The organism is Neptunicella sp. (genome assembly GCF_048268085.1).
Taxonomy (GTDB): Bacteria; Pseudomonadota; Gammaproteobacteria; order Enterobacterales; family Alteromonadaceae; genus Neptunicella.
The window spans coordinates 1-13,995 of the sequence record NZ_JBLWWF010000029.1 but is presented as its reverse complement, the minus strand read 5'-3'; the positions used below and the strand labels follow the sequence as shown (position 1 = coordinate 13,995).

Annotated in this window: 15 protein-coding genes; 1 reads left to right on the top strand and 14 read right to left on the bottom strand. The window is 44.4% G+C overall.

The genetic code is table 11. From position 1 onward, the window contains the following. Positions 1-283, bottom strand: a 283-nt coding sequence (locus ACTD55_RS17625) for a VOC family protein (RefSeq protein ID WP_438865649.1), incomplete at its 3' end; no start/stop codon positions are given. Positions 284-724: 441 nt separating this feature from the next. Between ACTD55_RS17625 and ACTD55_RS17620 the strand changes: the two genes are divergently transcribed. Beyond that, positions 725-1,051, top strand: coding sequence for a hypothetical protein (locus ACTD55_RS17620; protein WP_438865648.1), 327 nt, complete (start codon positions 725-727; stop codon positions 1,049-1,051). 89 nt (positions 1,052-1,140) lie between these two features. Here the strand turns inward: ACTD55_RS17620 and ACTD55_RS17615 are convergent, their stop codons facing one another. From ACTD55_RS17615 to ACTD55_RS17555, 13 genes are all read right to left on the bottom strand, one after another. Next, positions 1,141-2,517 carry an aldehyde dehydrogenase family protein gene (locus ACTD55_RS17615; RefSeq protein ID WP_438865647.1) on the bottom strand — a complete coding sequence of 459 codons (1,377 nt, stop codon included), beginning with the start codon at positions 2,515-2,517 and terminating at the stop codon, positions 1,141-1,143. 118 nt (positions 2,518-2,635) lie between these two features. Further along, positions 2,636-3,934 carry an adenylosuccinate synthase gene (locus tag ACTD55_RS17610; protein WP_438865646.1) on the bottom strand — a complete coding sequence of 433 codons (1,299 nt, stop codon included), beginning with the start codon at positions 3,932-3,934 and terminating at the stop codon, positions 2,636-2,638. Positions 3,935-4,029: 95 nt separating this feature from the next. Further along, positions 4,030-4,215: a DUF2065 domain-containing protein gene (locus tag ACTD55_RS17605; RefSeq protein WP_438865645.1), complete on the bottom strand. Its 186-nt coding sequence runs from the start codon at positions 4,213-4,215 to the stop codon at positions 4,030-4,032. Positions 4,216-4,218: 3 nt separating this feature from the next. Then, positions 4,219-5,376 carry an aminotransferase class V-fold PLP-dependent enzyme gene (locus ACTD55_RS17600; RefSeq protein ID WP_438865644.1) on the bottom strand — a complete coding sequence of 386 codons (1,158 nt, stop codon included), beginning with the start codon at positions 5,374-5,376 and terminating at the stop codon, positions 4,219-4,221. A 62-nt stretch (positions 5,377-5,438) separates the two neighbouring features. Next, positions 5,439-6,320 (bottom strand): protease modulator HflC, encoded by an 882-nt coding sequence (gene hflC, locus ACTD55_RS17595; RefSeq protein ID WP_438865643.1) that lies wholly within the window; start codon positions 6,318-6,320, stop codon positions 5,439-5,441. 3 nt (positions 6,321-6,323) lie between these two features. Further along, positions 6,324-7,475, bottom strand: coding sequence for an FtsH protease activity modulator HflK (hflK, locus tag ACTD55_RS17590; RefSeq protein ID WP_438865642.1), 1,152 nt, complete (start codon positions 7,473-7,475; stop codon positions 6,324-6,326). A gap of 92 nt (positions 7,476-7,567) precedes the next feature. Beyond that, positions 7,568-8,860 carry a ribosome rescue GTPase HflX gene (hflX, locus tag ACTD55_RS17585; RefSeq protein WP_438865641.1) on the bottom strand — a complete coding sequence of 431 codons (1,293 nt, stop codon included), beginning with the start codon at positions 8,858-8,860 and terminating at the stop codon, positions 7,568-7,570. A gap of 37 nt (positions 8,861-8,897) precedes the next feature. Then, positions 8,898-9,149, bottom strand: a complete 252-nt coding sequence (hfq, locus tag ACTD55_RS17580; RefSeq protein ID WP_438865640.1) for an RNA chaperone Hfq — start codon at positions 9,147-9,149, stop codon at positions 8,898-8,900. 61 nt (positions 9,150-9,210) lie between these two features. Further along, positions 9,211-10,137 (bottom strand): tRNA (adenosine(37)-N6)-dimethylallyltransferase MiaA, encoded by a 927-nt coding sequence (gene miaA, locus ACTD55_RS17575; RefSeq protein ID WP_438865639.1) that lies wholly within the window; start codon positions 10,135-10,137, stop codon positions 9,211-9,213. Then, positions 10,130-11,878, bottom strand: coding sequence for a DNA mismatch repair endonuclease MutL (gene mutL / locus ACTD55_RS17570; RefSeq protein ID WP_438865638.1), 1,749 nt, complete (start codon positions 11,876-11,878; stop codon positions 10,130-10,132). The genes miaA and mutL overlap by 8 nt, the downstream gene beginning before the upstream one ends. A 17-nt stretch (positions 11,879-11,895) precedes the next feature. Next, positions 11,896-13,242 carry an N-acetylmuramoyl-L-alanine amidase gene (locus tag ACTD55_RS17565; RefSeq protein ID WP_438865637.1) on the bottom strand — a complete coding sequence of 449 codons (1,347 nt, stop codon included), beginning with the start codon at positions 13,240-13,242 and terminating at the stop codon, positions 11,896-11,898. A gap of 4 nt (positions 13,243-13,246) precedes the next feature. Beyond that, complete coding sequence (gene tsaE, locus ACTD55_RS17560) at positions 13,247-13,705, bottom strand: tRNA (adenosine(37)-N6)-threonylcarbamoyltransferase complex ATPase subunit type 1 TsaE (RefSeq protein ID WP_438865636.1); 459 nt, start codon at positions 13,703-13,705, stop codon at positions 13,247-13,249. After that, on the bottom strand, positions 13,705-13,995 hold a 291-nt coding region (locus tag ACTD55_RS17555), incomplete at its 5' end, for an ADP-dependent NAD(P)H-hydrate dehydratase (protein WP_438865635.1). The genes tsaE and ACTD55_RS17555, both read right to left, overlap by 1 nt.

Below are 13,995 nucleotides of genomic sequence, written 5' to 3'. Positions count from 1 at the left end.
TGGCGGCAATCAGTGTATCGGCAAGCTGCTGCCAACTGGGTTTATCCAGCACGATGCCAAAATGTGGCACTGGTACGGCATGGTTATCAACCGCATTATGTTGCGGTGCACTGGGCATTTCTGCAACTAAGTGAGTCACCAATTGATGGCCAAAAAAATTCCAGTCAATCCATTGCGCACTGCTACGCCCTTGCTGACAACCGATAATGTCGCCATAAAACTGACGAGACAGTTCTAAACTGGTGACTGGAATGGCTAAGTGAAAAGGATTCATTGTTTGCATTGGCCTCGCCTTTGTTAATTGTGGTGCAGTGGGGATTCCAGCGCACTTTAATGATCCATTTTACAGTTTAAAAACCGATTAAAAACAATTAAGCAAGACTGATATTACAGGCCATTAACAGTCAATTGTTAACCAAATTGTTAATGAGGTTAAATGTGCCTGAATGGGTCTAAAGTCAAATATGCATAAGCTGTTTTTTTTAGATTGATTGGTAGCTAAAAAATAAGCTTAAAATAAATTTGGCTATATTCGCTTAAAATAAATCACTATATTTCAATCAATTAGATACTGTGAATTATTTGTAACTTATTGTTTTACCGTGAATTAACAGCACTGGATCATTAAAACAACAGACGTATTGGGTTTTTCCATGCATAACTAATAGGGCAGGAAAAATAGTACCTGCCTAATGACTTTAAGCAAATGTACAGGAGAAACACCATGAAATATTTAATTGTACCGGTATTAACGTTGGCGGCCTTTACCGCAACAGCTGAAGCGGGCAGCAAGTCTGGGGTTAGTGAAGGCTATAAGCTTGTTGGTGATATGCAGTTTTCATCTTTTTGCCGTGCCGTACTGAATGATGACCTGATGTTGCTAAAACATAGTGTGGCCAGAAAGGTCGGCAGTGTAGCATCCAGTCGTAAAGATGTGTTACGTAAACTAATATCCGAAGACGGCATGACCTGTGGCGGTACTGGACTGGTTGAGTTCGCTAAACAACGCGATGCGACAGAAGTTCACGCTTACCTTGTTCAGCAAAGTTAAGCGGTTATGCAGGTAGATGTATTTCAACCAATAGGCAAAGTGGCCTGTCCGGGAGGCCACTTTTAATAGTCAAAACTAGGGTGATAGAACTACAGCAGCTTTTTCAGTATGGATAGTTTAAATTTACTAAAAGGTGGATAACGCAGTTTTACATCCATTATAAAAGGTCTCTTCATCACCGATTTAAGGTGGCTGAAGGTATCAAATCCAAATTGACCATGATAACTCCCCATACCGCTATTACCGATACCACCGAAAGGTAAATTCGGATTAGTCATAAACATCATTCCATCATTAATGCACACACTCCCCGCACTGGTCTGCTGTATCGTTTGATCTGAAAAGCTGGTGTTGTTGGTGTATATATATAACGCAAGAGGTTTAGGTCGGTTATTGATGAGTGGTATTGCCTGGTCTATTTTGTCCACCGTGATAATAGGTAAAATTGGGCCAAAAATTTCTTCTTGCATCAACGGGCTGTGAAGGTCCGGATTGAGCACCAGAGTTGGTGCAAAATACCGTTGTTGACTATCGGTCTGGCCGCCATGGACAACGTTTTGTCCTTCCAGATAACTAACCAATCGTGCATGATGACGTTCATTAATGATGCGTCCGTAATCAGGATTGTTACTACTGTCTTTGCCGTAAAATTCTTCCAATTGATGTTTAATGGCGTCAATCAACGGTTGCGAAAACGCCTTACTGACAATCACGTAATCCGGGGCAACACAGGTTTGGCCTGCGTTCATCCATTTGCTCCAGACAATTCGGCGGGCAGTAATCGTTAGGTTAGTATCCTGATCAACAATACAAGGACTTTTACCGCCTAACTCAAGTGTTACTGGAGTGAGATGATCGGTGGCGGCCCGCATCACAATTTTACCTACCTGTTCACCACCGGTATAAAACACATGATCAAAAGGTTGTTTGAGTACTTCAGTAGTTTGTTCTACTCCCCCTTCAACCAGCAAAAAAGCTTTTTGATCGAGATACATGGGGACCAATTTAGCTAACAATGAAGATATATTAACCGCCAGCTCAGAGGGTTTTAATACTGCACAATTTCCCGCTGCAATGGCTGCGACTAATGGGGCAAGCAGTAACTGGAATGGATAATTCCATGCACCGATTATCAGTACTACCCCTTTAGGCTCCGGTAACAGAAAACTGCTAGCCGGTTGGGCAACCATAGGGGTACTAACCCGGCGACGTTTAGTCCATTTAGTTAAATGTTTGAGACTGTGATTGATGTCGGATAGCAGATAACCCACTTCAGCAGTCCAGGCTTCCTGACGACATTTGCCCAAATCCTGTTGCAGCGCTTCAACAATTTCTTGTTCATGATCTTCAGTCATTTTTTTTAGCTGCAATAACTGCTGACGACGCCAGTTAACAGAGCGAGTTTGACCTTGATTAAAAAATGACTTCAGGCTGTTAACCTGTGGGGCAATTGCGGCAATATCCATAAATAATCTCAGTTAAATTTAATCCTAACTAATGTAATGGACTGACCAGTTATGTCAACGCTAATCAGGCATAAAAAAAGCCGCTTGATTAAGCGGCTTTGAACTGATTCAGAATGACTTACACTTCGTAAGGATGTCTGACGATAATCGTCTCGTTTCGATCCGGGCCGGTGGAAATAATATCCACGGGTACACCGGTTATTTCTTCGATACGTGCAATGTAATCACGTGCCGCTTGCGGCAGGTCTGCTACTTTAGTCACGCCGTAAGTATTGTCTGACCAGCCAGGCATTTCTTCGTAAAGTGGAGTGGCGATTTCATACCCTTCGGCCGCCATAGGAGGGACGTCTTTAACACTGCCATCTGGATATTGATATCCGGTACAGATTTTTAACGTTTCCAAGCCATCCAGTACATCTAGCTTGGTTAAGCAAAAACCAGTGATAGAGTTAATTTGTACGGCACGTTTCATGGCTACTGCATCAAACCAGCCGGTACGACGTTTACGACCAGTGGTGGCGCCAAACTCATGGCCTTTTACGCCAAGATGCTGGCCGACTTCACATTCCAGTTCGGTAGGGAAGGGGCCTGAACCAACGCGGGTAGTGTAAGCTTTAACAATACCTAATACGTAATCTAAATGCAGAGGCCCAAAACCGGCTCCTGTCGCTACTCCGCCCACTGTGGTATTTGACGATGTTACATAAGGATAAGTACCGTGATCAATGTCTAGCAAGGTACCTTGAGCGCCTTCAAACATGATCGGTTCACCGTTTTTGCGGGCTTTATCCAGCAAGTCGGTTACATCTACAACCATGGCTTTGAGGATCTCGGCAACGTCTTTTACCTGTTGCAATACACTATCGAAATCTACCGGTTCAACTTTGTAGTATTCAGTTAATGCGAAATTATGGAAGTCCACCATCTTTTTCAGTTTGACGGCAAAACTATCCATGCAGAATAAATCACCGACTCGTAATGCCCGACGAGCGATTTTGTCTTCGTAGGCAGGGCCAATACCACGACCAGTTGTGCCTATAGCTTTATTACCCAGTGCTTTTTCGCGCGCCACATCCAAGGCGATATGATAAGGCAAGATTAAGGGACAAGCTTCGCTTATAAACAAACGTTCTTTAGCCGGTACACCACGCTCTTCCAGCATTGCGATTTCTGTCATCAGTGCTTCGGGACTCAGCACGACACCATTTCCAATCACGCATTTAACGTTATCACGCAGAATACCTGAAGGAATCAGATGTAATACCGTTTTCTCGCCGTCCAGCACCAGTGTGTGACCTGCATTGTGCCCGCCTTGATAGCGAACAACATAACTCGCTTTTTCGGTGAGCAGATCGACGATTTTACCTTTACCTTCGTCACCCCATTGGGTGCCAAGTACAACAACGTTATTAGCCATGATTAAAATTTCAGCAAAAAATTAGGCGGGGATTCTATCAAAAAATAGGGGTTAAAATCATCTCTTTTTATGGGACTTTAGCAATGATGGCCGGATTAATTTAGCCAATGCCACAGGATAAAGCCGATAGCCACCATAAATCCGCCCATAACACGCAAATTTTGTGGTGATTGATTGGCTAATTGCAAAATATAATTGCGCCATTTTTTGGGAAACAATAATGGCCCAAGGCCTTCTAATATTAAAAATAATGCGAATGCCATCCAAAACAAGTTATCCATATTCTATTCCTTTAAACAGCTTAGATCGTATTCACTAGCATTATGATAAAGGGCAAAACCAAAACGCAATCGGTCACCACGATTATCGACAACAATGTTATGTTGTTTGAGATAGTCAGCCAGTTCCATCACTTGGTCAGTGTGTGCTAGTTTAAACGTCAGAAAATGACCATGCCAGTCAGGATTATTCATTAACAAGGTTGTTCGATTTAATAATGGATGTTGCAGCAACTCAAGTTTTTGCAAGAAACGGGTTTGCAAGTCTTTGACATAATGATGGATGGTATCAACCTTAAGTTGCATATCCGCAAATAACGCTAACACTGCATCTAAACGATATAACGCGCCAAAATCCATGGTCGAACCGGCAAAACGCATGGCATTAGTGGCGTAATTTACATCGCCAGTTTTGGCGTGATCCAGCTCTCCAAATTCAGCAAACCAGCCTGTGTATAAAGGACGTAGCTGACAATCAGCTGGTACGTGGGCAAAACAGCACCCCTCACCCCCTTGGGCATATTTATAACTACCGGCCAGATAAAATATTTTATCTTTAAGTGCAGACAAATCGGTCGGTAATGCCATAAAGCCGTGGTAACCATCGACTACCGTAATACCGTCAGGCTGATGTATGGCGTTAATTAACCGGGGTAAATCTTCGACTGCCAAACCCGAATTAAAAAATACCTGACTAACAAATATCAGGTCGTACTGATGTTGTGTGGATTGTTGAATAAATCGTGTTTCAAAGTCATTAAATGGAAGACAAGCCACTCTATCGACAATGATATTATCCAGTTCTTCCAGTCGGGTGACTTGGCGGTTAAAACTATGAAACTCACTGTCGGTTGTCAGTATGCGAAGCGGATTGGATAAATCCAGACAACTGATAATTCGAAACAGCAATTCATGGGTATTAGGTGCAAATACCAATTGTTGAGGTTGGTTTGTGTTTAGCAACGTGGCGATTTTTTGCTGGACCGCGGGTATTTTTTCAGTGAACAGATATTCCCACTTGTCATCCACTCTTTTAGCCGAATCATCCCAATAATCCAGTGTCGCTTGGCGGGTGACATCCGGCCAGTAGTGATGACTGTGACAGGCAAAGTGCTGAATGCCTTGATTGGCTTGTAGAAAACGTTGGTAGAGATGTTTATACATGGGATTTTTTCTTGTTCTATTCGGCGCGCAACATAGTAAAAGGGCCCTTACGGGCCCGATGATTACTTTTTACCTTTAGCGTCTTTCATATATCTAAAGAAATCGCTATCAGGTTCCAAAATCAGCACATCCTGCTTATCGGCAAAGCTTTTCTGGTAGGCATCCATGCTGCGTAAGAAGCTGTAAAATTCAGCGTTTTTACCGTAGGAATCCGCATAAATCTTGGCAGCGCTGGCATCACCTTCACCTTTGACTTTGCGGGCATTACGCTCAGCATCGGCTAACATAACGGTTACTTTGGCATCAATGTTAGCTTTAAGAATCGCTGCCTGTTCCTGACCTTGAGAGCGATGCTCACGAGCTACGGCACTACGTTCGGCACGCATACGCTGGAAGATCGAGTTACTGACTTCCGGTGGCAGATTAATTTGCTTCACCCGCACGTCGACGATCTCGATACCTAACTCTTTGGCACTTTGTGAGGATTGTACCAGCGCTTTTTGCATTAACTCTGAACGTTCACCTGAGACAATCTCAGTAATAGTACGGGTACCAAATTCGGTACGCAGGCCATTGTTAACCTTTTGTTTTAACAACGCTTCGGCTTGGTCTTTAAAACCACCCGTCGATAAGTAGTAGGTCGAAAAATCACTGATTTTCCATTTAACATAAGAATCAACAATCAGGTCTTTTTTCTCTGAAGTAACAAAGCGGCCAGGGGCATCATCCAGGGTTTGAATGCGCGCATCCAATTTTTTTACCTTATCAAATAAAGGTAATTTAAAATGAATACCCGGTCCAAACACGACGGTTTGGTCATCGGCACTACGTTGTACTTTACCAAATTGGATAACAATCGCTTTGTGGCCTTCATCAACCACAAAAATTGAGCCAAAACCTAATCCAATTAACGCAACGATAATAACTAATAGTAAATTTTTCATTGATTAATTTCTCCCCGTTCTGGCGCGTTCAGTGCGACTGTTGGTGCTATTCGCTTGATTCTGAAGGTTGTCCTGACTTTGACGCAGTCCTTCTAGTGTATCCTGACTATTTTTCGTCGGGGCCGTGTAAGTGTTTTGACGATCCAATATTTTATCTAATGGCAGATACATCATGTTACCTGTACCTTGGTTGTCCACCATGATTTTACTGGTATTGCTATACACTTTTTCGAGTGTTTCCAAATACAAACGTTGACGAGTTACTTCCGGTGCCGCTTCGTACTGGGGCAATAATTCATTAAAACGTGCTACTTCACCTTCGGCTTTTAAAATTGCCTGCTCTTTATAAGCTTGGGCTTCCTGTGCCATTCTATTTGCACTACCGCGAGCTTGTGGCTCGATCGCGCGGGCATAGGCCTCTGCTTCACGAATAAATTTCACTTCGTCTTCTTGGGCAGCAATCGCATCATCAAAGGCGGCTTTAACTTCCTCAGGCGGACGAGCGTCTTTAAAGTTGACATCAACGATGTCAATACCCATTCCATACGGTTCGATGATTTTGCGTAGTTCTTCCCACACATTTTGACGAGTGACTTCACGGCCGCTGGTCAGTACGTCATTCATTTCAGAATGGCCGACCACATAGCGGATTGCACTATCCAGCGCCTGACGCAAGCTTTCGTCAGGATCGGTGACGGCAAAAGTATATTTATAGGGTTCGACGATACGATACTGAATTTCCATTTCAACCCGCACCACGTTTTCATCCTGGGTTAACATAAAGCCCGATGAAGGTAAGTGACGAATCGATTTAACATCGACGGTATAAACATTATCGATAAAAGTCGCCTTCCAGCGTAAACCCGGATCTTTAAACTCACTAAATTTACCAAAGGTTAATACTACGCCACGCTCGGCTTCACGTATGGTATAAAAACCGCTGATTACCCAAATGGCAATTAATATTCCAACGATTAAACCAATACCAATACCGCCAAAGCTTTTACCTCCGGATGATCCAGAACCACCAGACTTACCGCCCAGTTTGGCAAAGAACTTTTTAAATATTTCATCTAGATCTGGCGGTCCTTGATCACGTCCACCGCGATTTTTCCAAGGATCGTTATTGTTACCACCAGGCTCATTCCAAGCCATGTTATCTCTCCACGTTATTGTTATAGCGCTGACTGTTTTTCATCACACCGGAGTGTTTGATGCTAATCATCAGTGCTTAAAGGGTTATTCATTCAATGATTGTTAACGACATAGCTATTAATGTCACCATCGTATCGTTTTACTAGTCTCTGCCAGTCACTACTAGGCATACGTATATCTACCAGCCAGTCACCGTCATCAGCATAGGATTGTTCGGCAATGCAATCTAAATGAAACAAAGCTCCGCGCAGTTTTCCTTCTTTAGCCGGAATGCGCAACTGATATTGCACCATTGTTTGTGCTAAACATTCGGTTAATGCCTCAAATAATAGATTGGTGCCAATATTTTGTTGAGCCGAAATCCATACCCGGCGAGGCCTGCCATCTTCATCTCGATCAATTTTAGGCTGCATACCCTCCATGCGATCGATTTTGTTACAGATCATGAGTTGCGGAATTTCATCTGCTTCAATCTCAGCCAGTACTTCGTCAACCTGTCGAATATTTTCTTCATGTTGATCATCTGAAAAATCCACCACATGCAAAAGCAAATCCGCTTCACGAGTTTCTTGTAAGGTTGCTTTAAAGGCGGCGACCAAATCGTGAGGCAAATGCCGAATAAAGCCCACAGTATCAGCTAAAATCGTTGTGCCAACATCGGCTAGCTGAATTTTGCGTAATGTAGGATCCAAAGTGGCAAATAATTGGTCCGCTGCGTACACATCTGCTTGAGTAATAGTGTTAAATAAAGTTGATTTTCCCGCGTTGGTATAGCCGACTAACGCGAGGGTAGGAATTTCAGCACGATTACGTGCACGACGACCTTGTTCACGTTGCTTTTCGACCTTACCCAAGCGACGTAAAATGCTTTTAATTCGACCACGGAGTAAACGTCGGTCGGTTTCTAACTGAGTTTCGCCCGGACCACGCAGACCAATACCGCCTTTTTGACGTTCAAGGTGAGTCCAGCCGCGAATTAAGCGGGTGGAAATATGCCGTAACTGTGCCAGCTCTACCTGTAACTTCCCTTCATGGGTACGTGCCCGTTGGGCAAATATGTCGAGGATCAAACCGGTGCGGTCAATCACTTTACATTTGCACAGCTGTTCAAGGTTGCGTTCTTGTGAAGGGGAAAGGGCGTGATTAAATATAACGACTTGAGCTTCGCTGGTACGCACTGCATTGGCAATTTCTTCCGCTTTACCACTACCAACAAAATATTTGGTATGGGGAGTTTGTCGAGAACCAGTGATGACATCAACAGTTTCGATGCCAGCAGAGGAGACCAGCATTTGCAATTCATGCAAATCTTCTCTGCTACTTTCGTCGGAAAAATTAATATGAACCAATACAGCCTGTTCACCTGCCTCATAACGGTCAAACAAGCTTTATCTCCTAATGAACAGATCTAAAATAAAAATTTTATTCCTGTTCATTATCGGAGTTTGTTGGCGGATTCGCAACCATCGGAATGGGGCGAGACGGCACAACGGTGGATATTGCGTGTTTGTAGACCATTTGACTAACAGTATTTTTTAGTAAAATGACAAACTGATCAAAAGATTCAACCTGACCCTGTAATTTAATGCCGTTAACGAGGTAGATCGAAACCGGAATTCGTTCTTTACGCAGCGCATTTAAAAACGGGTCTTGTAGTGATTGCCCCTTAGCCATTTTTGTTGTCCTTGTGATTCTATTATTATGTTTTATAGCAGCAGCCTGAAGTATACAACAATTAATCCTGCTGTATAGCTAGTACTCGCTCTAAGTTATTGATTGCAAATGTATCTAACCAGTGCACATTTTGCCAGCTGCGCAACCAGGTTAACTGCCGTTTAGCTAACTGACGTGTGGCAATGATAGCACGGTCGCGCATTTCCTGATGGTCGTACCTGCCTTGCAGGTATTCCCACATTTGCCGGTATCCTACCGCCCTTATCGATGGTAAGTCCAAGTGCAAATCAGACCTGCAAAAAAGCTTTTTTACTTCATTTTCAAAGCCTTGAGATAACATTAAATCGAAGCGCTGGGCGATACGATCATGTAATACTTTGCGATCTTGTGGTGCTATAGCAAATTGTTTTAAGTTATAAGCTAATGGGGGCGATTTTTGTTTTGTCAACTCGGTTAATGATTTACCGGTTAAAAAAAACACCTCCAGAGCACGAGTGAGACGCTGTGGATCATTGGGATGAATACGTTGTGCGGATACCGGATCCACTTGCTGCAGTCGTTCATGTAGCGCCTGCCACCCCTGTTGTTCTGCTTGTTGCTCAATTTGCTGGCGAATCTCGGCGTTGGCGGTGGGCAACGGTGAAATACCTTCGAGTAAAATTTTAAAGTACATCATGGTGCCACCGACCAGCAGTGGAATTTTACCTGCGGCGCTAATCTCGGTCATGGCTTGGAGTGCATCATGACGAAAATCGGCAGCAGAATAAACCTCGGCCGGATCTTTAATATTAATTAAGCGATGGGGGGCGATAGCTAATTCATCGGCGCTCGGTTTGGCTGTACCAATATCCATATCGCGGTAGATCAATGCTGAGTCGACACTAATAATTTCGCAAGGCAGTCGCTGACATAATTCTATGGCTAATGCGGTTTTACCTGATGCTGTAGGGCCCATCAGCGCGATTGCTGGCGGTAAGTTTTCAGCCATGTTGTTTAATCCACTGTTGCAGGGGAATAATCGAACCCCATGCTTGTATTTGTTGTGGCCAACGATCAGCGAAATGCTGTTGAGCCCATGACCATAATGTTTGCGCTTGTGCTTGGCTAAATGCGCTGCGATATTTTTGAATCGCGTTTAACAAGATCGGAGTGAAACCGTCAGAATCGTTTTGCGATTGGGTTAATTCACCGATTAATCCTGCCCAATCCAGTTCTCGCAGTCCTGCTGGCACTTGTTTTAACATTAATTTACCGGCCAAACTATTAATATGGATGCCATGTTCGACCAGCTCTGATTGCAGTTGTTCAGCCCGCTGTTGTTGCTGCTGGCTGACCATAACCGAGATAGGCATTAACAACGGCTGACTAACAAGTTGTTGATGGCGTAAATCGTGCTCAAATTTGTAGCTTTGCAATTGCTCCAGATTAAGCAAGTACAGTTGGTCAAGATTGACCAGCATATAGTGATCCTCAACCAGTAGCCACGGGATAATCTGATGAGTATCGGCGGGTGTAACTAGCTGTTGATAATGTTGCGCGGCGCGGGAAAGTTGCCCCTGACTATTTCTTGGATGATCGCCACTATTGGTCTGTGCTGAATAATGTGTCCCCGGTTGGCTTTGATAAACCGGTTGCAAACTATTGATATACCCGTGCGACGGTTCTGATGGTAACGGCTTGTATTCATCATTGTCGTCAGAGATCTGTTCGGTGTCTTCGCTTCGTTGGGCCAATACATCAACCATGGCACGATAAATAAAATCATGGACTAAACGGGATTGATGAAAACGCACTTCGTGTTTGGCCGGGTGTACATTGACATCCAACTGTTGTGGATCGATGGTTAAATACAATACGTATTCAGGCAACGTGTCGCTGGCATAGCATTCATTACAAGCTTGGCGAATAGCATGATTGACTAACTTATCCCGCATGACCCGACCGTTAATATAAAAATAATGGTTCTGTTGAACGTGGGATTGATTTTTTTCCTGTGTCGCTTGGGGATTCACCCAGCCACTGAGATGCATATCCTGATAGTCGCTTTTGACGGTATACAACTGTTGCGTAAAATCATTGCCACACACATTGGCCAGTCGTTTACGTTGCTGCTCCGGTTGGCTTGCTTTGCTGTAACGACGCACGGTTTTGCCATTATGCTTAAGTATAAATTGCACATTAAAGTGGCTTAGCGCAATGCGTTTAACCACTTCATCGATATGCATAAATTCGGTTTTTTCGGCACGTAAAAATTTGCGTCGGGCTGGAGTATTAAAAAACAAATCGTGCACATCAATACTGCTACCATCGGGGTGAGCCGCCGGAGTAATATTAACCTGCATGTCGCGACCCTCGGTCTGGGCTTGCCATGCATTGGTTTGATTAGCCGGTTTGGAGGTTAAAGTGAGTCGGGATACTGAGCTGATACTGGCTAAGGCTTCGCCTCTAAAACCGAGACTGGCAATATGTTCCAAATCATCTAACGATTCGATCTTGCTGGTTGCATGGCGACTTAGCGCCAGTTCTAGTTCCTGTTTGGCGATACCACAGCCGTTATCACGGATGCAGATACGTTTATGCCCCCCTTTCTCGATACTGATTTCAATTTCGCTGGCCCCCGCATCCAGACTATTTTCGATCAGCTCTTTAACCACTGAAGCCGGTCGTTCTACCACTTCACCCGCGGCAATTTGGTTAGCCAGCATGGCTGGCAATAATTTAATCGGCATAAGTGATGAAAGACCGTTTAACTGCTTGGGATGGTCAATACTTGACCAATACGAACAATATCAGAATTCATGTTATTGGCCACTTTGAGGGTTTGCACGGAAATATTGTAGCGTTCGGCCAGTACGGATAAGGATTCTCCACGGCTAACTTTATGGGTCCGAGTGTCTTTTTTAAGCGCTGCCCATAAGGTGCCGTCGGGAGGAGTATGCTGGAAATGGCTTTTAACCGCATTAAAAATGGCTTTGGCGAGGCGTTCACGGTGGGTCGCCCAGTTGAGATTTTTTTCTTCTTTGGGGTTAGAGATAAAGCCGGTTTCCACCAGAATCGATGGGATATCTGGCGAGGTCAGTACCGCTAAGCTGGCCGCTTGAGGAGCCTTTTTATGCATATGGGTGACTTTCTTCATTTCACTGATCACCCGATCACTTAAACCGTAACTGGTGGTCATCGAGTGATCCATCGACATATCTAGCAGGGCTTGGGTTAAATAGCGTTCAGAATCAGAATCCTGAATCACTTCAGCTGCCCCGCCTAACAGTTCTGAGTAACGTTCTTTCTTCTCTAACCAGCGGCCTAATTCGGTATTGGCCCGCTTCATGGATAATACCCATACCGAACCTCCACTTGGTTGTGGTGTGGTGAAGGCATCAGCATGTATAGAGATAAACAAGTCAGCGCCACCTTTGCGAGCAATATCGGTGCGGCGGCCAAAGCCCACATAATAATCCCCACTGCGCACCAGAATGGATTTCATGCCTTTTTCTTGGTCAACCAATCGAGCCAACGCTTTAGCAATCGCGAGGGTAATATTTTTTTCATAGGTGCCGGCATGACCAATAGAACCGGGATCTTCCCCGCCGTGTCCCGCATCGATGGCCACCACAATTGGACGATTAGTACTTTCTTGGGCGTGATGGCTGATCACCTGTTTGGGCTCGGCGGGACTGGTGTCGGTATCATTATCGCGTAAATCCACCACCAGTCGATTACCATATGGGGCGGTCGGCGGCAGGGCAAATATTTGCGGTTTAATTTTTTTATCCAGCTCAAGTACCAGACGGATAGATTGCTTGTTCTTGGCGGTGCTATAGCGTATTTTTTTCAGGTGAGAGCTGTCTTTGCCTAACCCTGAAAAGTCATATTTGCCGTGAGTATCGGCAATATCGATGACCAGTCTTTCTGGTTTCGACAGGGTGAAGTAGGTGTATTCGGGTGAGTCGTCCAGATCAAATACCACTCGGGTATTATCTGGCGACGGCCAAATTCGTACGCTTTTGATTTTATTGGCTGCGCCCCATGCCATTGCTGGAAGCAGCAGCAATAGAGCCAAGCTTGTTTTAAATGAAAAGTGATGGTTGCTCATTATTTTATTCTTGTATTTTTGCCATCAACAAACGCCCTAATTCGGAATTGGACTCAATAGAGACCATACGACCTGAATCAACAAAGCTAAAGTGAATGATCAGATCAGCCGGTGCCAGCATCCCAACCCCTTTATCAGGCCACTCTATCAGACTTATACAGTCATTTTCAAAATAATCACGGATACCGATAAATTCCAGTTCTTCCGGATCGGACAATCGGTATAGATCAAAGTGAAATATGCGCCAGTCGTTGATCTCGTATGGCTCAACCAATGTATAAGTGGGACTTTTGACTCGTCCCTTATAGCCTAACGCCTGTATAAAACCGCGACTGAAGCAGGTTTTACCCGCGCCAAGATCGCCCTGTAGATGAATAACAGTTGCCTGAGTGCATAGCGAGGCGATTCTCGCAGCAAAATCCAGTGTGGCTTGTTCATCTGGTAAAAATTGCTGATACATCATTATCGATTCACTAATTGACGTAAAAATAAGATTAAATCGCTGGCAAGCATACCATGTTCACCACCCTTTTGGGCAGCAAGATCGCCCGCTCTGGCATGTAATGCGGTCGCATGCAGTAAGGCATCGGCACTATTTAGCCAGGTTGTGACTTTGGGTTGCTGCCCTTGGGCAATAAGCGCACCAATAATACCGGTTAAGGTATCGCCCATGCCAGCGCTGGCCATGCCGGGATTGCCGTCTTGGCAAATCGCTTGTTGTGAGTCTGTGATAATGACGCTTCCAGCACCCTT